The sequence below is a fragment of the Janthinobacterium sp. C22 genome (genome assembly GCF_057919405.1).
Map to the genome: position 1 here is coordinate 959,348 of NZ_CP193659.1, position 19,787 is coordinate 979,134.

The following is a 19,787-nucleotide window of genomic DNA, read 5'->3' on the forward strand; positions in this document are numbered from 1 at the left end:
AGGGTAGTGGTTCCTGGCTGGCTCTGCGCCGCAGTGCTTGGGCACGCGGGCAAGTGGCTGGCGGTGGAGACGGAATAGGCCGTATTGTAATAACTGGGCGCTATTTCGTAAATGAGAATCGTTATCAGTATCATTTGCGCAACGGATTGGGTGTGCCACAAAAAAAACACTGTAATGCCGCATACCTGCTTGCTTTGCGGCCGAGCTGCTGCTATGCGCGCAGGCGTCCGGCAGCGGGAGTATGATGAGCAACCTTTACAAATTTCTTCCCAGCATGTTGCACACTCCCGTTGCCTTCGTTCCCCTGATCGACGCGCCCGAACCGGCCCCGGCCGCCGCCGAGACGCTCACATTCGTCTTTCACCGCGGGCGCCTGCTGTTGCGTACGCCCGGGCTGACCCTGCCCACTGCCGCCGAGGCGGCCGCGCTCGATATCGACCTGAGCCGCGCCCAGCCCGTAGGCTGGTGGCAGGGCCGCTATTGCCAGACGGTCTGGACGGATTCCGAGCTGTTGCCCGCCGATAGCGCCCTGGCGTATCACGGCATGCGCTCGCTGTTCAACGCCGTCGACGATGGCTTCCTGGGCCTGGCCAGCCGCGCCGTGCAGCTGGCCGAATGGGCGCGCACGCACCGCCATTGCGGCGTGTGCGCCACGCCCATGCAGCGCACGCGCGGCGAACGCTGTTTTACGTGCGCCGCCTGCGGCATGCTCGCGTATCCGCGCATTTCGCCCGCCATGATGGTGCTCATCCGCAAGGGCGAGCAGGTGCTGCTGGCCATGCACAAGCATTCGCCATCACAGCGCTTCAGTCCGCTGGCCGGTTTCCTCGAAGCGGGCGAATCGATCGAGGAAGCCGTGCACCGCGAAGTGATGGAAGAGGTGGGCTTGCGCGTGCACAACTTGCAGTACTTCATGAGCCAGTCCTGGCCGTTTCCCCATTCGCTGATGATCGCGTTTACGGCCGACTACCTGGATGGCGAGATTCGCCTGGACGAGAACGAGATCGCCGAGGCGCGCTGGTTCGGCCCCGGCGATGCGTGGCCGGAAGCGAGTTCGAGCGTGTCGATCTCCGCGCTGCTGGTGGGCGCGCACCGGCCGCCGGCGCAGTCGTAAAGCAGGGGCTGCTCAGGCAGCCTGCCGCATTTTCTATATACTGGCGGCAATTGCAAATTTTAGGGTGGTTTAGCATGTCTCAAGAAGAATTCTCCGAAAACGACTGGCGCCGGCTGATCAGCAGCCTTGGCGAAGATCCGCAGCGTCCTGGCTTGCTGGAAACGCCGGCGCGCGTGGCCAAGGCGTGGAAGCACTGGACGTCCGGCTATGGTCAGGACCCGGTGGACTTGCTGAAAGCCTTTGAAGATGGCGCGGAACAGTACAACGAGCTGATCGTCGTGCGCGGCATCCCCGTCTACAGCCATTGCGAACACCACCTGGCGCCGTTCTTCGGCAAGGCCACCATCGGTTACGTGCCCAACGGCAAGATCGTCGGCCTGTCGAAACTGACGCGCCTCGTCGATTGCTTCTCCAAGCGCCTGCAAGTGCAGGAACGCATGACGATGCAGATCGCCAACGCCTTGATGGAAGTGCTGGAACCGAAATCGGTGGGCGTAGTCGTGCGCTGCCGCCACCTGTGCATGGAAAGCCGCGGCATCCGTACGCCGGGCGAAGAAACCATCACCTCGGCCATGCTGGGCGAGATGCAGCCGAACCTGGCGCTGCGCACGGAATTCCTGGCCCTGGCGCGCGAAGTCTGATTTTTAGGCGATGATGCGTGACGAAGGCGGCATATACCGCATTTTTTCATGCGCGTCCGGATTCCCGTTCCGTCAGGTAGCGCGCCGGCGGCTTGCCCACCGCCTTGCGGAACATGGTGACAAAACCGCTGGTGTTTTCATAACCGAGTTCCAGCGCCACCGCTTTCACGCTGTGTCCTTGCGCCAGCCGCTGCAAGGCCAGGATAACGTGCAATTGCCGGCGCCAGCGGCCCACGCTCATGCCCATTTCCTCCAGTGATAGCCGGGTCATGCTGCGCTCGCTCATGCCGATGCGGCTGGCCCAGTCGGCCAGAGTGCTTTTATCGGCGGGCCGCGCCAGCAGCAGGGCGGCCAGGCGGCGCAGACGCGCATCGCGCGGCATCGGCAGATGCCAGTCTTCCACGGGCGCGACCGCCAATTCATCGAGCAGGGTGGCTACCAGGCGTTCCTGCGCGCCCTGCAGCGCGATCAGGGTGGGAAAACCGGCCGCCTTGGTGATGAGTTCGCGCAGCAGGGCGAGACGGCCACGGTGCAGCAGACGGCCGGCAAGGCCGGCGCCATGGCCGGTTCGACAAACAGGCAATAGCACTCGGCCTCGCCCGCGCCCTGCGCCGAATGCATCAGGCCGCCCGGTATCCACACGGCGCACTGGGGCGGCACGATCCACACCCCACTTTCTACTTCGCAATGGATCACGCCCCGCGTGGCGTACAGCAGTTGCCCCTTGCGGTGCTGGTGCGGCGCCTGTTCCGCATCCTCGGGCACGCTGGCCAGGCCCACGGCCAGCAAGGGACGCAGCACGCCGTCGACGTCGAAATCGAGGATGGAGGCATCGTCGTCCAGACCCAGGCGGGCCGTCAGCATGCTGGGCAAGAGGGGATGGGGCATGGGACGACTTTGGCTGGATTGAATAATATTGTGGCTATTGTATGCAATGACGTCGGGTGCCGTCATCGGTATCGTATGGCTATCCGCAGCCCCGCTTCAACGGCAACCGCCGCCGCCAGAGTTCTGATGAAGGCCAGGAGGAACGGCAACCCCCTTGAAGGAGTCTCCCATGCAACTCGATATCACCGATTTCCCCCTCGTCTGGATGCGCCGCGACAACGCCGCCAGCGGCCCCGACGATGCCCTGTTCAGCCAGTTCGAGGACTTGCTGGCGCGCCAGCAGGCGTTTGTCATTCTCAGCGAAGAAGGCCTGGACGAAGATGGGCATGACCATCCGCAGGAAGCGCGCAAGCGCGCCGTGCTGTGGATGAAGCGGCACAAGGCTGCCCTGCGCGCGTACATCCAGGGCATGGTACTGGTCGAACCGAGCGCCGCCAAGCGCCTGGCCGGCAAGGCCTTCGCCGTCATGTTCGGCCAGTTCTGGGGCTATCCCCTGCATTTCGGCACCAGCCGCGACGACGCGCTCGACATCGCCCAGCATTTGCTCAAGGCGTGGCTGCCGCCAAGGGAAAACTAACAACGCCAAGAGCACCTGACAAAACCGTAGCGAGCGGCAGTGATTTGTGGCCAAGAAGCGCAACCGTACTTCTAGTACGGTGAGCATCGCAGGCCGCAAAGCGCGCCGCGCAGTAGGTTTGGTCAGGTGTTTTAGTAGCGGTAGTCGTTGACGAAGTGTTTTGTGAAGTTGTACTTGCTGCCGCCGTCGAGCAAGTCGACCAGGCGTTTCGGCGCCGAGGCCGACATGAAGGCGTCGGCCGCGCCGCCCGTGCTGCGGAACTTCATGCCCGGACTGAGGATCTGGTTGGCGCCGATTTTCAGGTGCTGGAAGCTTTTCGTTTTTTCATTGTTGAGAATGAAGTGCAATTCCTGCTTGAACGTCAGGAAGGGGATCTTCAGCCACCAGCCTTCGTCCGTGCCATAGCTGGCGACGCTGGCAAAATGCGTGTTCTTGTCCGTCAGGGTGGGTTTGCCCAGGCGGTCGTTGATGCGGTTCATGGCTTCATTCTTGGTCATGCTGTGCTTTCGTGATTCAATCGATCTGGCGTGCATTTTGACACACGCCCGCCACCTCCGCCTGCCTTGACGCTGCCTATCCGCATCCTTTTTTACTGCAATGCAACATCGCAATGCAACATCAATTCTCATCAATTGTCGCAACGCATTAACAACACCGGGCAAAATTCATTGCTTACCGGCATTGTAAATATCGGTCGTTCGAGCGTATGCTGGAGCAGTCTGAACGTTGCCGCCAGAGCACCGTCGCCGCCGCATTCCCGGCTTGCCGAGCCGGAAGCGGACCACGCCCCATCGCCGCACAATAGAGAGTTGGAGACACAGCATGAAGAAATTGACGTTCCAGCAGAAGTTATGGATTCCCCTGATTTGCAGCCTGTTGTGCATCACCGTTATTTTTGTCTATAACGCCCTGGAAATCCGCAAGATCCGCATCGAAGAGCGCAGCGCCGATCTGAGCAATGCCGCCGACCTGGGCCTGGGCGCCGTCAAGATGTTCGGCGATCTGGCCGCCAGCGGCGCCTTGACGAAGGAAGAAGCGCAAAAGCAGGCCACGGCCGTCATCAAGAGCATGCGTTTCGGCGAGACCGGTTATTTGTCCATTATCAACCTTGACGCCGTCGTCGTGATGAATCCCGCCGCGCCGCAAACCGATGGCAAGAACATGTCGGATTTTAAGGATGCCAACGGCACCTATCTGTACCGCGACATCGTTGCCGTCGGCAAGACCGATGCGGGCAAGGGCTTCGTCCATTATTACTTTCCCCGTCCCGGCCAGAAGACGCCCGAACCGAAGATGAGCCGCGTGGTGGCCTACAAGCCATGGAGCTGGACCATCGTGACGGGCGTGTACATGGATGATATCGATGCGGCCTTCCGCCAGTCGCTGCTGACCTCGCTGGGCGTACTGGTGCTGGTGTGCGCGCTGCTGGCTGCCGTCGTCGTCGTGATCAACCGCAGCCTGCGCCATGCGCTGGGCGGCGACCCCGAATATGCGGCCGACGTGGCCGAAAAGATCGCGAATAACGACTTGAGCGGCATCGTGCGCACGCATGCCAGCGACCGCCACAGCGTGCTGTACGCGATGAAAACCATGCAAACCAACCTGGTCGACGCGATCAGCGAAATCCGCCACAGCGCCGAGACGATCGCCACGGCATCGAGCGAAATTGCCAGCGGCAATATGGACTTGTCGGCGCGCACGGAAATGCAAGCCAGTTCGCTGGAGGAAACGGCGGCATCGATGGAGGAACTGACCTCGACCGTGACGCAAAACGCGGGCAATGCCGTGCAGGCGAATGAACTGGCGCAGTCCGCTTCCGCCGTGGCGCGCCAGGGCGGTGCCGTGGTGGCGCAAGTGATCGGCACCATGGACACGATCAACGCCTCGTCGCGCAAGATCGTCGACATCATCGGCGTCATCGACGGCATCGCCTTCCAGACGAATATCCTGGCCTTGAACGCGGCCGTGGAAGCGGCGCGCGCGGGCGAGCAGGGCCGCGGCTTTGCCGTCGTGGCGTCGGAAGTGCGCAACCTGGCGCAGCGTTCGGCGGGCGCGGCGAAGGAAATCAAGGAACTGATCGGCGCCTCCGTCGACAGCATCGCGGCCGGCAGCACCCTCGTCGCACAGGCGGGCACGACAATGGATCAGGTGGTCGCTTCCGTCTCGCGCGTGACCGACATCATGGCCGACATCACGGCCGCCTCGCACGAGCAAAGCACGGGCATCGGCCACGTCAACCAGGCGATCACGGAAATGGATAGCGTGACGCAGCAAAATGCGGCACTGGTGGAAGAGGCGGCGGCAGCGGCGTCGAGCATGCAGGATCAGGCGGCCGTGTTGGCGCAACTGGTGGCGCGCTTCAAACTGTCGGCGCAGGAGCCGGGAACGGCGCCGCGCCTGGCGGCAAGCTCGGCTGGCGCGCCACGCGCCGTGGCGAAAAAACCGCTGCGCAGCCTGGCGGCGCGCTAAGTTCCTATTGGGCCGGTGCCGCCGCTGGCGGCGCCGGTTCGAATTCCAGCTTGTCATCGACGACCACGAATTGCCCGACCGGCTGGCCCAGGTCGGCTTTCGGGTCGTTTTCCATTTCCGTCAGCGCATTGCAGGTATTCGTTTCCGCCTGCCACAACTGCTTGCCCATGCGGATATTCCACACGCCATCGCCGGCCGCGAACAGCTCGACGGTGATGTCGGCCGGCGCATCCGTCGACAGGGTATGCAGGCGCTGGCATTGCGGCAGATTGGTCGCCATCAGCTGCACTTCCACGGTATCTTGCCAAAAATAACGTTGCTGGCGGCGCACGGTCAGGGAATGGTCTTGCCCATCGAACATGTAGATGGCGAAGTCCTGGACACAGCCTGACAGCAGGACGGACAGCGTGACGATCAGGAGTTTGCGCATGGTCGGCTTTCTTTGTTTGTGCTCTGGAATGTCGGGATGCCTGCGTGACGGCGCTAGTGAATGCTTGCGCTGCTGGGGCGCCGTCTTGTTTTCCGCTTACGTGGCATTATATCCATGCATATCAGTTGCGGCGCGACAATAGTTCTGCCAAGTGCGCCTGCCCCTACTCATCTACCTGGAAAGACCACGATGATCGACCTGTATTACTGGACCACGCCCAACGGGCACAAGGTGACGATGTTCCTGGAAGAAGCGGGCATCCCCTACAACATCATTCCCGTACATATCGGCAAGGGCGAGCAGTTCAAGCCCGAGTTTCTCGCCATCGCACCGAACAACCGCATCCCCGCCATCGTCGACCAGGCGCCGGCAGATGGCGGCGCGCCCTGTCCCTGTTCGAATCGGGAGCGATTCTGCAATACCTGGCCGAGAAAAGCGGGCAATTCCTGCCGGCCGACGTGCGCGGACGCGCCGAAGTCATGCAGTGGCTGTTCTGGCAAATGGGCGGCCTTGGCCCCATGGCCGGGCAAAACCACCATTTCGTGCAATACGCGCCCGAACCCATCGATTACGCCATCACGCGCTACGTCAACGAAACGAACCGGCTATATGGCGTGCTGAACAAGCGCCTGGCGGACCGCGCATTCGTGGCCGGCGACACGTATTCCATCGCCGACATGGCGATCTACCCGTGGATCGTGCCGCACGCACGCCAGCGCCAGAAGCTGGAAGATTTCCCGCACCTGGCGCGCTGGTTCGCGGCCATCGCCGCCCGTCCCGCCACCGTGCGCGCCTACGCGCGCGCGGCCGAGATCAATGTGCAGCCCACCGTCAGCGGCGACGCGAAAGGCGTGCTGTTCGGGCAGACGGCGAAGACTATCGGCCAGGTTTAATTTCCGCGGTAGGTGGAAAAGCCGAAAGGGCTGAGCAGCAAGGGAATGTGATAGTGCTGCTCGGTCTTTTCCACGTGGAATTGCACGGGGATTTCCGGGAAGAATGTTTCCTGTTTCAGCCGCGCATAGTGTTCGCCAGTTTTAAACACGATGCGGTAGTCGCCCGCCTGCATGGGCGTATCGGCCGGATACATGGCCGCGATGCGCCCCTGCGCATTCGTCACGGCGCTGCCCAGCTGTTGCCAAGCATCCCCTTTCTTTTGCTCCAGCGTGACCGTCACGCCGGCCGTCGGCTGGCCGCTTTGCAAGTCGAGGATGTGCACGCTCAAGGGATTGGCGGCCAGGGCCATGCCGGACAGGCTGGCGAAGGCCAGGGCGGCAGCGGTTTTTTCAGATAGATCATCGTTGTTGCTTTCATAAGGTGGGGGAATCGAGTTCAGGGACGGCGGCCATGGCGGCCTGGGCGCAGGACCGGTCTGGCAGGGCGCCACCGCCACCGGCCACGCCGATGGCGCCGACGACTTCGCCCTTGGCGCGCAAGGGCAGGCCGCCGCCCAGCAGCAACAGTTCCGGCAGGGTCGTCAAATTGGCCATGTCGGGATTGCCGCGCGCGGCCACCGCCAGCGCCTGGGTATCGTTGTTCGTCGACAGGGCCGTATATGCCTTGCGCCGGCTGGCGTCCGTGTTGTGCGGCCCGACGCCATCGGCGCGCTGCACGGTCACGAGATTACCGCCACGGTCGAGTACGCTGACGACAATATGCCGGCCTTGCGCCTGGCACGCGGCGATGGCCGCATTCGCCAGCTTGTTGGCCATTGCCAGAGAAAGATCATTGACCTGGCGCAGCTGGGCGCGCGCTGGGCTGGCCAGCAGGCACAGCAGGGTACTGCCGAGTAACAGGGTTTTCATGTGGCTGTCCGTTGATAAGGTGGCGCCAGTATGGCCAGGCGTGCCCTACGAGAAGATGATCGCCGCATGACATTTTTATCATCCGCGGCGCCCGGCGCGCGGCGTAGAATGGTTTTATATTCTCCTTAGAAAGCTGCCATGCGTATCCTGGTCATCGAAGACGAACCGAAGACGGGCGACTATCTGCTGCGCGGCCTTGCTGAGTCCGGCTTCACGGTGAGCCTGGCGCGCAATGGCCGCGACGGCTTGCACATGGCAAGTACGGAGTCACCCGATCTCATCGTGCTCGACGTCATGCTGCCCATCATGGACGGCTGGCAAGTCTTGCGCGCGCTGCGCCTGCAAGAGGGTGGCGCCGACGTGCCTGTGATTTTCCTCACGGCGCGCGACGAGGTGCAGGACCGCGTGAAAGGGCTGGAACTGGGCGCCGACGATTACCTGGTGAAACCGTTCGCGTTTGCCGAGCTGGTGGCGCGCATCCGCACCCTGCTGCGGCGCGGGCCGCCCCGTGAAGACGACGTCATCCGCATCGGCGACATGGAAATCGACGTGATGAAACGCAAGGTCAGCCGGCAAGGCCAGCGCATCACCCTGACGGCCAAGGAATTCGGTTTGCTGCATTTATTGGCGCGGCGCCAGGGCGAGGTCTTGTCGCGCTCCATCATCGCTTCGCAAGTGTGGGACATCAATTTCGAGAGCGATACCAACGTCATCGACGCCGCCATCCGCCGCCTGCGCAGCAAGCTCGACGACCCGTTCGAACCCAAGCTGATCCACACCTTGCGGGGCATGGGCTATGTCTGCGAATTGCGCGCGCCCAGCGCTCCCGACAGCGGTGTGGCCGCATGAAGCTGGCAGAACTGCGGCGCTCGCTGACCCTGCGCGTCACGCTCGTGTTCGTGCTGATCGTGGCCCTCGTGTCGGCCGGGCTGGGCATGCATCTGTACCGTTCATTTGTGGCGGAAATCGAGCGCCGCGACGATATTTTATTGCTGGGAAAATTGCGGCAGATCCAGCAACTGCTGGGCAATGCGGGCACCCTGGACATCATCCGCGAGCGGCCCCAGTATTTTCGCGACACCATGAGCGGGCAAGAGAATTCCCTGGTGCGCATCGTGCGCGCCGATGGCACGCGGTTGATCGATGTCAATCCGAACGGCGAGATGGTGGCGCATGCTGTTCCCGTGGCCGTCGATGCGCCTGTGACGGCCAGCGACATCGTCAGCTGGACCAGCCGCGACGGTTATCCGGCCCGGGTCGTGGCGGCCAGCGCGCGCATCGGCGATCCGGCGCAGATGGCCGATATTGTCGTTGCCCGGGTCTATGGCGACCGCACGGCCATGTTTGCCGCCTACCGCTGGCAGATCGTCGTCTCTGTCGCCATCAGCGCGCTGGTGGCGGCGATTCTGGCCAGCGTGATGCTGCTGCGGGGCTTGCGGCCGCTGCGCAATATCGCCGCCCATGCGGCTTTAGTGCGGCCGGGCAAGCTGGAGCAACAGCTGGAGGCGCGCGGCGCGCCGACGGAATTGCTGCCCCTGATCCAGGCCTTGAACGCCATGCTGGCGCGCCTGCAGGAAGGGTACGCGCGGCTGTCGCAGTTTTCCGCCGACCTCGCGCATGAATTCCGTACGCCCGTCACCAATCTGCTGGGGCAAAGCCAGGTCATGCTGGCCCGCCCCCGCAGCGCGCACGAGTATGAACAGCTGGTGTCGTCGAACGTGGAAGAGCTGGAACGGCTGTCGCGCATGATCGACAGCATGCTGTTTCTGGCGCGGGCGCAGCAGGACGAGATGATCCTGATCAAGCAAGCATTGCCCGTGCAGGACGAGTTCTTGCGCCTGGCCGATTTCTTTGAAGGCCTGGCCGAAGAACGCGAGCTGGCGCTGGCTTGCCACGGCAGCGGCACGGTGACGGCCGAGCCGCAATTGCTGCGTCGCGCACTGGGCAATTTGCTGTCGAACGCCATCCGCCATGCGGCGCCGGGCAGCACGGTTCTGTTGCGTTCGCACGCGACGAACGAGGGCGTGGAATTGAGCGTAAGCAACCTCGGCCCCGCCATCCCCGCGCGCCATTTGCCCCACCTGTTCGAGCGTTTCTACCGCGCCGACCCCGCCCGCAGCGACTCGGCCGCCTCCACGGGATTAGGGCTGGCCATCGTCACGGCCATCATGCAATTACATGGCGGCAACGCGAGCGTGGCCTCGGACGCGGCCGCCACGACGTTTACCTTGGTTTTCCCGGCGCAGCAACGTAGGTCGGATTAGCGGGGCGTAGCCACGCGTAATCCGACAATATTGTTGGCGCTGCGATGATGTCGGATTACGCGCTCAAGCGCTAATCCGACCTACGCGACCTACACAAATGGCATTATGCAGAGCCACGACGTTTCCCCTCACCTTCCCGCTCCAGCAGCGTAGGTCGGATTAGGCCAGGGGCCGTAATCCGACGTAGTGTTGGCGGCAGCGCAGATGTCGGATTACGCGCGGCGTTGCCGCGCTAATCCGACCTACGCCTGCCAATCAGCCCATCTCCACCAAAAACTCATGCATGCCCGTATGCGGCAATTGCGCGCACGCCGCCGCAAAGTGCGGCAACTGTCCCCACAGCAAGGGGTTGCCGACGATGTACACGTAATGTTGTGCACGCGTCAGGGCCACGTTGAGCAGGTTCGGCGTGGCCGCCGCCCATTGCGCGGCGCCGGCCGTGCTGTCGTCGGCGCCGAGCACCAGCATCACCACGCTTTGTTCCTTGCCCTGGAAGGTGTGCACGGTGCCCACCATCTGGCTGCTCCACTGGCGCAGTTCGCGCGCCGTGGGCGCCTTGCCGTAGCCGAGGCGGCGGTCCCAGTCCATGTCGACGATGCGCGAGCGCAATTCGTTGCGCACGGCCTTGAACGGCGTGATCACATACATGTCCGGCAGCTTGCCGTCGCGGCGGTATAGTTTTAATAATACTTCCAGCACGAAATCGAGCTGCACGGGCACCACCTGCTTGTAGCTGACGGGACCAAGAGCGTCGATCCAGCGGCTCGGTCCCCGCGTCAGACCGCGCGCGCCTGCCGGCGGCGTGCGGTCAGTTAGCCCATAGACCATCTTGTCTTCGTAGGCGATGCTGTTGGCCAGCGAAAACATCGGTTCCACGCAGCGGCGGTGCACGCGCAGGGGGCTGCCGATCCACAGGGGCTGGGCGCTGCCGGCGCCGACCGTCGCGCCATAGCGGTTGGCTTTGTCGGCCAGCGTCTGCACGGAAACGGAAGTCGGCGCGTAGCTGCCATCCTGCGTATGCGGCGACAGGGCGGACAGGGTTTGCACCAGGCGGCCCGGGACCGTGAACACGGGTTCGATCTGCAGCGGGTCGCCCACGACGACGGCCCGTTTGGCGCGCCACAGGCTGCCCAGCGCCGCTTGCGGCACGGCCTGGCCCGCTTCATCGATGAACAGCCAGCCCAGCGATTCGGGGCCCATGCCCTGGAACTGGCGCGCGAACGAGGCGAACGTGGTCGACACGACGGGCACCACCATGAACAGGCTGTGCCAGACCATGGCGACGTGCGACTGGTCGTAGGCACGCTTGTTTTTCAGCAATTTCGACACGGCCAGCAAGTTGCCGCCAAAGCCGGGTCCGCCCTTTTTCGCCACTTCGGCCAGCCACGCTTCATGCAGGGCCAGGGCCTTGGCGAACAGGCGCGAGCGCAGGCGCGCCAGCGCCGGTTCATGCCACAGGCCGCCAATTTGCAGCGCGTCGCCGTCCAGCTCGTCCAGGGTGGCCGGCGCGATGATGGTGGGAAAGCGCAGGCGCGCGCGGCGCAGCAGCTCCGTGCTGTCATCCCATTCGCGCTGGCGCGATTGCGCCGTGCGCAGCGCGATGTGCAGGCCATGGCGTGCCCGTTCGCAGCGCGGCTCCAGTTCGCCCTTCAAGAGCAGCTTGATGGCGGAGACGTCGCGCGCGGCCTGGCGCTGCGCCTCGGCATTGGCGATGACGGCGTCCTTGTAGGCGCGCGCCGGAGCCGTGCGGAATAGCCGGGCAAAGAAGCCGGGCTGCGTCAGCGCCACCAGGCGTTCCTCTTCCAGCAATTCCTTCTTGCTGGCGAGCAAGGTGTCCTGCTGCGCCAGCGCGCCGGACAGGGCGGCATTCGCCGCATCCATCTCTTGCTCGGCTGCAATCAACGCTTGCTGGCTGGCCTGGATAAAATCGGCTTCCGTACAGGTGCCCACGGCTTGCCACAGGGTCGCGTATTGGGCGTGCTCGGCCAGGGCCTTTTCCACCACGTGTTCCGTCTCGCGGAACTCGCGCGCCGCCTGGGCGAAGCTGACGCCCTGGTAGCTGGCCAGCCACTGGCGGATATTCTGCGCGTTCGGCGTCTTGCGCGCCGTGGTTTTATCCCAGTCGTCGTCATAAAAATTGCTGACGAAGCGGCGGCGGTTGGCGCTATTGCCCAGCGCGCAGGACATCAAGCCCCATGGCGCTTCCGTGTCGCCCAAGGCACGGTTGGCGCCATTGCCATCGGCCACCACGCGGCGCGCCACGCTTTCGAAATAACGCGTGCGCGCCCATTCCTTGCCCAGCTGTTTCGGTTTTGGCAGGTCGCCGGAAATGTTTTCCACTGCCGCATTGTTCGACGAGGCGACGACCATTTCAAAGCCCGTCAGTTCCGGGCGCAAGCGGGCGATGGTGATCGGGTCGCGCACGCCTTCGAAGGCCACGGCCACCTTGCCGATGAAGGCGTCGCCGGCGCGGTCCAGGCAGGACAGCACGCTGGCGCGGCGCACGATGTTGTCGGCGAACAATTCGCGCAGCAAGGTCGTCTTGCCCGTGCCGGGCGGACCGTTGACGGAAAAGATGCCGCGCTCATGCAAACTGGTGCGTGCGCCGTGGATGGCGAACTGCTGCATCAGGCTCATGGCGTAGCTGGCGTCTTCCAGCCAGTGGCCCCGGTTCATATTGGACGGATTGAGCATGGCGGCCAGCGCCTGGCGTCCGGCCGGGCTGTACAGGTCGATGCGCTCGTCCTGCGCCAGCGGCGTCAGATAGGCGGCGACCGTCGCGGGCAACTTGCCTCCACGCAAGGCGCGGATGATCTGCTCCAGGTCATCGAGGTAAAAGCTGTTGAGGATATCGATGCTGGGTTCCACCGCGTCGCCGAAGTCCAGGCTGCGGTTCTGGCTGGCCTCAGCCAGGTCGTTTTCCGCCACGGCCGCGCGTTTCTTGCGCGTGCGCAATTCCAGCACGGCCAGCGGCTGGCCGGCGGACGGGTGGAAACCGGCCCAGTCGCGCAGCAGGTCGGCCAGGGCCGCGATTTCCACGCCGGACAGGGGCGACGAGACATTGCCGGCCTCGTCCGCTACTTGCTGCGATACGCGGCTTGCCGCGAAGTTGCGCAAGCTGTCCTGCAGCGCCAGCTGGCTGTCGCTGAAGGCGTCCAGGCTCAGACCGGACCAGTCCGGCGTGCGGGCGCGGCCCAGTGCCCACGGCAAGGTCGACACGGAGACGGGATCGAACTGCGGCTCGCCCAGCGCATTGAGGTTCAGGCGGGCAAAGCACGAGCGTCCCAGCAGCTCTGTTTTTTCTGATTCGGCCATGTTTTCCGGGCCGTTGGCCGGTGGGCAAGCCTTGTTGATTTCGGCCTTGTCGAACACGCCGAGGAAGAGCGAAAAGCCGTCGATCTCGCGGTCGGAAGGCACTGGCCATTGCGTGGCGAACTGCGGCGGCAATTGCGCCAGCTGTTCGCGGTGGAGGAGACGCACGGTGGACTGGTCTTCAACGTCCGTGATTTGATTCAGGTCAAACGGGATAAAGAATTCGATCTTGTGCCAATACTCCAGGATAGCCAGGAGGCGCTGCTGTTCTGCCTGATTCATGATGACCAATATTTTGTAAAGCGAGCGAGGATTGTAAAGCGTATGCGTGCTGCACGTTTTGCACTTTTGTCTATTGCGCGGGCTTTGCCGCAAAAAAAGTGGTATTGGCGGACGAAAAAAGCCAGGCAGCAACTTCCTGCCTGGCTTTCGTGTGGGGAGGACGTTGCTAATCGTTAAAACTCTTCCCATTCGCTCTCGGCGGCGGCGTTGCTGCGGCGTGCCGGCGCGGCCGCGACGGCCTTGCGCACGAATACGGGCTTGGCCGCGGGGCGCGCGATGGCAGGCGCTGCCGGTGCTGCGCGCACAGGAGTCAGCTTGCTTACGCTGGCGACATGGTTGCCGGTCTTGAAGAAGCCCACCACGTGCGCCAGTTCGCCCGCCTGCTCCTGCATGCTTTGCGAGGCGGCGGCCGCTTCTTCCACCAGGGCCGCGTTTTGCTGCGTCACTTCATCCATCTGGGCGATGGCCATGTTGATCTGCTCGATGCCGATGGTCTGCTCGTGCGTGGCGGAGGTGATTTCGCCCATGATGTCGGTCACGCGCACGATGCTGTCGACGATGTCGCCCATGGTCTGGCCCGCTTCATTGACCAGGCGCGACCCCGTGTCCACATTGGCGACGGAGGCGGCGATCAATTCCTTGATTTCTTTCGCTGCGCCAGCCGATCGTTGGGCAAGATTGCGCACTTCCGTCGCCACCACGGCGAAGCCACGGCCCTGTTCGCCCGCGCGCGCCGCTTCCACGGCCGCGTTCAAGGCCAGGATGTTGGTCTGGAAGGCGATGCCGTCGATGACGCCGATGATGTCGACGATCTTCTTCGACGAGTCATTGATCGTGCCCATGGTGTCGACCACTTGCGAGACGATGCTGCCGCCGCGCACGGCCACCTCGGACGCGCTTTTCGCCAGCTGGTTGGCCTGGCGCGCATTGTCCGCATTCTGCTTCACGGTCGAGGTCAATTCTTCCATCGACGAGGCCGTCTCTTCCAGCGAACTGGCTTGCTCTTCCGTGCGGGAAGACAGGTCGAGGTTGCCGGCGGCAATTTCGCTCGATGCCGTGGCGATGGCATCCGTGCCATGGCGCACTTGCGCCACCACGCCCAATAAACTGTCGTTCATGGCCTTCAGGGCGCCCAGCAGGCGGCCCGTTTCATCGCTGGAATTGACGACGATGTGCGACGACAAGTCGCCCGAGGCCACGGTTTCCGCCACGGCCACGGCTGCATTGATGGGGCGGGTGATCGAGCGCGTGATGATCCAGGCAACAAAAGCACCCAGCAGCACTGCCACGCTGCCGAGGACGATCATGAAGGCGCGCGCGCTGGCGCTCAGCGTTTCGGCGTCCGTCGCCGCCTGCGCCGCCTGCTCGGCTTCATACGCGACCAGGCTGTCGAGCGCGCCCAGCACGATCTTCAGGCTCGGCGCCGCTTGCTGGGTCAAAAAGGCGATCGCCTCTTCCGTCTGGCCCGCGTTGCGCAGCTCGATGACCTTGTTGTTCAGCGGCGCGCCCGATTTCAGGGCCGCGTCCAGCTCGGCCATCAGCGCCGTTTCCTTGTCCGTCGAGATTTTCTTTTGCAAGGTTTCCTTGGCGGCGCCGTATTTCTTGCGCGCTTCGCCAATCTTTGCCAGTTCCGCCTGCACCAGCGCTTCCGTCGGCGCCACCACAATGCTGGTGATCGCCAGGGTAATGTTGCGCACGTTGTCGCTCATGGTATTGGCCGCCGCCATCTTGACGTTCTTGTCGGCCACGATATCGTGGGTGCGGGCGCTCAGTTGCCCCATCGAGTACAGGCCGACGAGCAAGACGGCCACCAGCAGGCCGAGGACGACAGCAAACCCGATCCCGAGCCGGGTGCCGATTTTGAATTGTGTGAGTGACATGATTGCTTTCGTGTTGCGGTATGGTGAGGAAACGTCGGACGGACCGGGGCTACGGGTTTGTACGTATGGGCGGCCAGCCTGTAATTGTTCCTCAAAATTCCGCACTGCAATACAAATAATTGTATCAAGTCCGTGAAAAGTTCAAGAACTGGCGGCAAATGAAATAAGTTGTCGCATGGAAACAACGAGCGCTACCGCAGGAAACATCAGCGCTGGGGAAACACGTGGGCAGTGAGGAAGTCGATGAAGGCGCGCAGTTTCGGCGTCAGGTGGCGGCTGCTGGGCCACAGGATGCGAAAGGCGCCGTCGTGCCGGCGGTGCGCGTCCAGCACCGGCCGCAGGCGGTCCGCCGCCAGTGCCGCCCGCACGGCGAAGTCGGGCAGGGCGGCGATGCCCAGGCCGCTTTCGACAAAGTGCAGCAGGGTGTCGACGTTGTTACAGTTGAGCACAGTCGGCAAGCCGGCCGCGTGCAGGGCATTCCACTCGGGCAAGGGCCACGCCTCGACCTTGCCGCTGCTGGGAAATTTGTACAGCAGACAGGTGTGCTGGACCAGCTCGGCTGGCAGCAGCGGCGTGCCATGCTGTGCCAGGTAGGCGGGCGCGGCCACCAGTTGCAGCTGGAACTGCCCCAGTTGGCGGCTCATCAAACGGCTGTCGGCGCTTTCGCCCGCGCGCACGACGGCGTCATATCCCTCCTCGATGACGTCGACCCGGCGGTCGCTGAAATCGAGGTCGAGTTCCACCTGCGGATAGGCGCGCGCGAACGCGGCCAGCACGGGATTGAGCAGGCTGCCCACCAGCGGCAGGCTGACGCGCAGGCGGCCTTGCGGCGCGCTCTTGCTGTTGGATAATTCCTGCTCGGCCGCTTCGATCTCGCCCAGGATGCGCCGGCAGCGTTCGAGAAACACGGTGCCTTCGCTGGTGAGCGCGATGCTGCGCGTGCTGCGGTGAAACAGACGCACGCCGAGCCGCTCTTCCAGCCGCGCGATGCTCTTGCCCACGGCCGAGGCGGAAATCCCCAGCACCCGGCCCGCCGCCACGAAACTGCGCATTTCCGCCGCCTGTACGAAGGCCGTGAATCCCGCCAGATTATCCATGGTTTCCCTTTTTGATTGCGGATGTCAACGTCCGCACAGACTGAAACTATAGCCTGTTTTTCTTTGATCGCGTCTGGCTTACCTTGGCAGCCTGATCATTTGAAAGGCTACGCCATGATGTACAACTTCTCTCCCGCGGCCTTGTCCGCCCGCATCGATCCCTTGCTCGATGCCGTGCTGCAGCAGCAGCGCCTGGTGGGCGCCGTGGTGCTGGTGCGCCAGCGCGGCCAGGACGTGTACCGCCGCGCCGCCGGGCACCTGGACCGCGAGGTGGGCACGCCCATGGTGGAAGACGCCGTCTTCCGCCTGGCGTCCGTCAGCAAACCCATCGTCTCGACGGCCGCGCTGGCGCTGGTGGGACAGGACCGTCTGGGGCTGGACGACCCGGTGGCGGATTGGTTGCCGTATTTCGCGCCGCGCCAGCCGGACGGTACGGTGGCGGCGATGACCGTGCGCCACCTGCTCACGCATACGGCTGGCCTCGACTACGGCTTTTTCCAGCCGCCGGGCGGCGCGTATGCGCGGGCGGGGGTGTCGGACGGCATGGATGCGTCCCGCATTACCCTGGCAGACAATCTGCGCCGCTTGGCCACCGTGCCGCTCGCGTTTGCACCGGGTGAGCGCTGGGCGTATTCGATCGCCACCGACGTGCTGGGCGCCGTGATCGAAGCGGTGACGGGTTTGCCGCTGGCGCAGGCCGTGGCACAGCTGGTGACGGGGCCGCTGGCCATGCGCGACACGGGTTTTATCAGCACGGACGCGGCGCGCCTTGCCGTCGCGTATGCGGATCCGGACCGCGCGGCAGGCGAGGCCCGGCCGCGCCGTTTGCGCGATGCGGGGGAAGACCATCTGCCGTTTCTCGTCGGCATGGCCGGCTTTACCTTGTCGCCGGCAAGGGCGCTCGACGCGCACGCGTATCCGTCCGGCGGCGCCGGCATGGTGGGTTCCGCCCCCGACTTCATGCGCCTGCTGGAAACCTTGCGCCAGGGCGGCGCGCCGCTGCTGCCGCCGGCGCTGGCGCGGCAGATGGGAGCAAACCAGACGGGCGGTTTTGATTTGCCGTTCTGGCCGGGACGGGGCTTCGGCCTGGGGTTCACGGTATTGACGGACCCGCTTGCTGCCGCCACGCCGGAATCCGTGGGCAGCTGGCGCATGGGCGGCACGTATGGCCACTCGTGGTTTGTCGATCCGGCGCAGGAATTGTCGGTGGTGGCGTTCACGAATACGGCGCTGGAGGGCATGGCGGGGCCCTTTGTGACGCAACTGTGCCAGGCGATTTATGGCAACAAGGAAGCTGGCGCCAAGGACATGTCATGACGCGCCCGCACCCCATCGTCTTCCTCGCGATGGGCCTGTTCGGCGTGTATTGCATCGAGTTTGGCGTGGTCGGCATCTTGCCGATGATCATGCAGCGTTACGGCGTGACGGCCGCGCAGGCGGGCTCATTGGTGAGCCTGTTCGCGCTGGTGATCGCCGTGGGCGGCCCCTTCCTCGTGCTGCTGGCCACGCGCTGGCGCCGCAAGCCCGTGCTGATTGTCTCGCTTCTCGTGTTTGCCCTGGCCAGCGTGGCTTCGGCATATGCGCCCCGCTTCGGGCTGCTGCTGGCGCTGCGCGTGGTGCCGGCCCTGTTCCACCCCGTGTATTTCTCGCTGGCCATGGTGGCGGCCGCCGCCCTGTATCCACCGCAGCAGGCGGCAAAGGCCGGCGCGCATGCGTTTACGGGCACCAGCATGGGCATGGTGCTGGGCATTCCGCTGACCACGTGGATCGCCGCGCAAGTTGGCTATGAGGCATCGTTCCTCGCCTGCGCCCTCGTGAATGCCCTGGCGGCGCTGGGGCTGTATCTGTTTCTGCCCGACACGCGGCGCGAGGCGCCGCTGACGTATGGCCGCCAGCTGGCCGTGCTGCGCAAACCTGCCCTGTGGTTCACGGTCGCCGCTGCCGTGCTGGTGTTTGCCGCCATGTTTGCCGTGTATGCGTATGCGGCCGCGTATCTGCAGCAGGTGATGGGTTTGTCGGCGCGCCAGACGGGGCTGGCGCTGGTGGTGTTTGGCGTGGGCGGCGTGGCGGGCAATCTGTTCGCGGGGCGCCAGCTGGGCACGCACGTGCTGCGCACGGTCTTGCTGCAGCCCGTGCTGCTGGGGCTGGCGTACTGGCTGCTGTACCGGCATGCGGGCAGCGATATCGGCTGGGCGGCGCTGACCGTGTTGCTGCTGTTCTGGGGCGCGGCGCATACGAGCGGGCTGATCGTGACGCAAGTGTGGCTCAGCAGCGAAGCGCGCGAGGCGCCCGCGTTCGCCATCGGCGTGTATATCGCCGCCATCAACCTGGGCGTGACGCTGGGCGCGCTGGCCGGCGGCATGGCCATCGAGTCCTATGGCATGCGGGGAGCGCTGGCTTGCGGCGCGCTGCTGGGAGCGCTGGCGCTGGCCTTGATCGGGATCAAGGCGTGGCGCTATCGCCTGCCCTCAGTCCTCGATATGGTTGGGGATGCGAAACAGTAAATCCGTGTCGCCGATATCCACGCCCGCTTGCGACAGCAAGGTGCTGGCCTGGCCACGGTGATGCGTCTGGTGGTTGAAGAAATGCATGAGCAGGCTGAAGAATTCGCGCCGGTTCGGCCCCTTGCTGTTGCGGTAGTCGAGCAAATGGTCGAGGTCTTCTTCGCGGATGGAAGCGGCCCAGTCGATGATGACCTGGTCCAGCCATTGCCGGTGCGCGTGCATGGCGGCAAAATCGTCGGCCGCGAACAGCGGCTGCGTGAGCGACGCGGGCGGCGTGATGGCGCGGATGGGATCGAGCAGCGGGAAGCCGGCCGGGTGCTTGGCATAGCGCTGCAGCCACAGCGTGTCGCCCACCATCACGTGGTTCAGAGTGGCCAGCAGGGAGCCGAAAAGGCGCCCCGCTCGCGCTCCAGCTCGCCGGGCGGCAGGCTGGCCGCCGCTGCGTAGACCTTGGCATTCATCCACTGGTTGTAGTCGGCCATCAGGCAAATGTGGGCGCAACGGCTCATGCTGGACTCCTTCAGTGG

General features: G+C 64.1%; 18 protein-coding genes and 2 pseudogenes. 10 read left to right on the forward strand and 10 right to left on the reverse strand.

The features are described 5' to 3' along the window. The first annotated feature begins 274 nt into the window (after positions 1-274). Together nudC and folE are read left to right on the forward strand one after the other, a co-directional pair. Complete coding sequence (gene nudC, locus ACRHIG_RS04310) at positions 275-1,114, forward strand: NAD(+) diphosphatase (protein WP_489629466.1); 840 nt, start codon at positions 275-277, stop codon at positions 1,112-1,114. Between the two features lie 74 nt (positions 1,115-1,188). Then, positions 1,189-1,755, forward strand: a complete 567-nt coding sequence (gene folE, locus ACRHIG_RS04315; RefSeq protein ID WP_034781250.1) for a GTP cyclohydrolase I FolE — start codon at positions 1,189-1,191, stop codon at positions 1,753-1,755. Between the two features lie 46 nt (positions 1,756-1,801). On the opposite strand, the gene ACRHIG_RS04320 is transcribed toward folE, so the two are convergent. Then, positions 1,802-2,338, reverse strand: a complete 537-nt coding sequence (locus tag ACRHIG_RS04320; RefSeq protein ID WP_489630739.1) for an AraC family transcriptional regulator — start codon at positions 2,336-2,338, stop codon at positions 1,802-1,804. Continuing rightward, a complete protein-coding gene (locus ACRHIG_RS04325) occupies positions 2,224-2,643 on the reverse strand; it encodes an AraC family ligand binding domain-containing protein (protein ID WP_489629467.1) in 420 nt (139 codons plus the stop codon). The genes ACRHIG_RS04320 and ACRHIG_RS04325 overlap by 115 nt, the downstream gene beginning before the upstream one ends. A 169-nt stretch (positions 2,644-2,812) precedes the next feature. Here ACRHIG_RS04325 and ACRHIG_RS04330 point away from each other — a divergent pair, with 169 nt between their 5' ends. Beyond that, positions 2,813-3,220: a hypothetical protein gene (locus ACRHIG_RS04330; RefSeq protein ID WP_475417691.1), complete on the forward strand. Its 408-nt coding sequence runs from the start codon at positions 2,813-2,815 to the stop codon at positions 3,218-3,220. Positions 3,221-3,351: 131 nt separating this feature from the next. Here ACRHIG_RS04330 and ACRHIG_RS04335 read toward each other — a convergent pair whose 3' ends face one another. Beyond that, entirely contained in the window at positions 3,352-3,717 is a 366-nt protein-coding gene (locus ACRHIG_RS04335) for a hypothetical protein (RefSeq protein WP_489629468.1), read from the reverse strand. Between the two features lie 325 nt (positions 3,718-4,042). On the opposite strand from ACRHIG_RS04335, the gene ACRHIG_RS04340 reads away from it, so the two are divergent. Then, positions 4,043-5,689 carry a methyl-accepting chemotaxis protein gene (locus ACRHIG_RS04340; protein ID WP_475417690.1) on the forward strand — a complete coding sequence of 549 codons (1,647 nt, stop codon included), beginning with the start codon at positions 4,043-4,045 and terminating at the stop codon, positions 5,687-5,689. Positions 5,690-5,693: 4 nt separating this feature from the next. On the opposite strand, the gene ACRHIG_RS04345 is transcribed toward ACRHIG_RS04340, so the two are convergent. Continuing rightward, entirely contained in the window at positions 5,694-6,119 is a 426-nt protein-coding gene (locus ACRHIG_RS04345; RefSeq protein WP_475417689.1) for a hypothetical protein, read from the reverse strand. A gap of 189 nt (positions 6,120-6,308) precedes the next feature. On the opposite strand from ACRHIG_RS04345, the pseudogene ACRHIG_RS04350 reads away from it, so the two are divergent. Then, positions 6,309-7,012 (forward strand): annotated as a pseudogene (locus ACRHIG_RS04350) (glutathione binding-like protein). Here the strand turns inward: ACRHIG_RS04350 and uraH are convergent. Both uraH and ACRHIG_RS04360 read right to left on the reverse strand, forming a co-directional pair. Then, positions 7,009-7,362, reverse strand: coding sequence for a hydroxyisourate hydrolase (uraH, locus tag ACRHIG_RS04355; RefSeq protein ID WP_489629469.1), 354 nt, complete (start codon positions 7,360-7,362; stop codon positions 7,009-7,011). The pseudogene ACRHIG_RS04350 and the gene uraH overlap by 4 nt on opposite strands. 64 nt (positions 7,363-7,426) lie before the next feature. Then, positions 7,427-7,921, reverse strand: coding sequence for a GlcG/HbpS family heme-binding protein (locus ACRHIG_RS04360; RefSeq protein WP_489629470.1), 495 nt, complete (start codon positions 7,919-7,921; stop codon positions 7,427-7,429). Between the two features lie 138 nt (positions 7,922-8,059). Between ACRHIG_RS04360 and ACRHIG_RS04365 the strand changes: the two genes are divergently transcribed. Then, positions 8,060-8,770, forward strand: a complete 711-nt coding sequence (locus ACRHIG_RS04365) for a heavy metal response regulator transcription factor (RefSeq protein WP_475417686.1) — start codon at positions 8,060-8,062, stop codon at positions 8,768-8,770. Beyond that, a complete protein-coding gene (locus ACRHIG_RS04370) occupies positions 8,767-10,185 on the forward strand; it encodes a heavy metal sensor histidine kinase (RefSeq protein WP_489629471.1) in 1,419 nt (472 codons plus the stop codon). The genes ACRHIG_RS04365 and ACRHIG_RS04370 overlap by 4 nt, the downstream gene beginning before the upstream one ends. A gap of 255 nt (positions 10,186-10,440) precedes the next feature. Here the strand turns inward: ACRHIG_RS04370 and ACRHIG_RS04375 are convergent, their stop codons facing one another. Beyond that, positions 10,441-13,665: a DEAD/DEAH box helicase gene (locus ACRHIG_RS04375; RefSeq protein WP_489629472.1), complete on the reverse strand. Its 3,225-nt coding sequence runs from the start codon at positions 13,663-13,665 to the stop codon at positions 10,441-10,443. Between ACRHIG_RS04375 and ACRHIG_RS04380 the strand changes: the two genes are divergently transcribed. Continuing rightward, entirely contained in the window at positions 13,633-13,956 is a 324-nt protein-coding gene (locus tag ACRHIG_RS04380; protein ID WP_489629473.1) for a hypothetical protein, read from the forward strand. The two genes, ACRHIG_RS04375 and ACRHIG_RS04380, sit on opposite strands and share 33 nt — an antisense overlap. Here the strand turns inward: ACRHIG_RS04380 and ACRHIG_RS04385 are convergent. Both ACRHIG_RS04385 and ACRHIG_RS04390 read right to left on the reverse strand, forming a co-directional pair. Next, complete coding sequence (locus ACRHIG_RS04385; RefSeq protein WP_489629474.1) at positions 13,953-15,659, reverse strand: methyl-accepting chemotaxis protein; 1,707 nt, start codon at positions 15,657-15,659, stop codon at positions 13,953-13,955. The two genes, ACRHIG_RS04380 and ACRHIG_RS04385, sit on opposite strands and share 4 nt — an antisense overlap. A 206-nt stretch (positions 15,660-15,865) precedes the next feature. Further along, positions 15,866-16,756, reverse strand: a complete 891-nt coding sequence (locus ACRHIG_RS04390; protein ID WP_489629475.1) for a LysR family transcriptional regulator — start codon at positions 16,754-16,756, stop codon at positions 15,866-15,868. Positions 16,757-16,870: 114 nt separating this feature from the next. Here ACRHIG_RS04390 and ACRHIG_RS04395 point away from each other — a divergent pair, with 114 nt between their 5' ends. Both ACRHIG_RS04395 and ACRHIG_RS04400 read left to right on the forward strand, forming a co-directional pair. Further along, positions 16,871-18,073 (forward strand): serine hydrolase domain-containing protein, encoded by a 1,203-nt coding sequence (locus tag ACRHIG_RS04395; protein ID WP_489629476.1) that lies wholly within the window; start codon positions 16,871-16,873, stop codon positions 18,071-18,073. Continuing rightward, positions 18,070-19,260 (forward strand): MFS transporter, encoded by a 1,191-nt coding sequence (locus tag ACRHIG_RS04400; RefSeq protein ID WP_489629477.1) that lies wholly within the window; start codon positions 18,070-18,072, stop codon positions 19,258-19,260. The genes ACRHIG_RS04395 and ACRHIG_RS04400 overlap by 4 nt, the downstream gene beginning before the upstream one ends. On the opposite strand, the pseudogene ACRHIG_RS04405 reads toward ACRHIG_RS04400, so the two are convergent. Continuing rightward, positions 19,225-19,769 (reverse strand): annotated as a pseudogene (locus ACRHIG_RS04405) (DinB family protein). The gene ACRHIG_RS04400 and the pseudogene ACRHIG_RS04405 sit on opposite strands and share 36 nt — an antisense overlap. Positions 19,770-19,787: the final 18 nt, after the last annotated feature.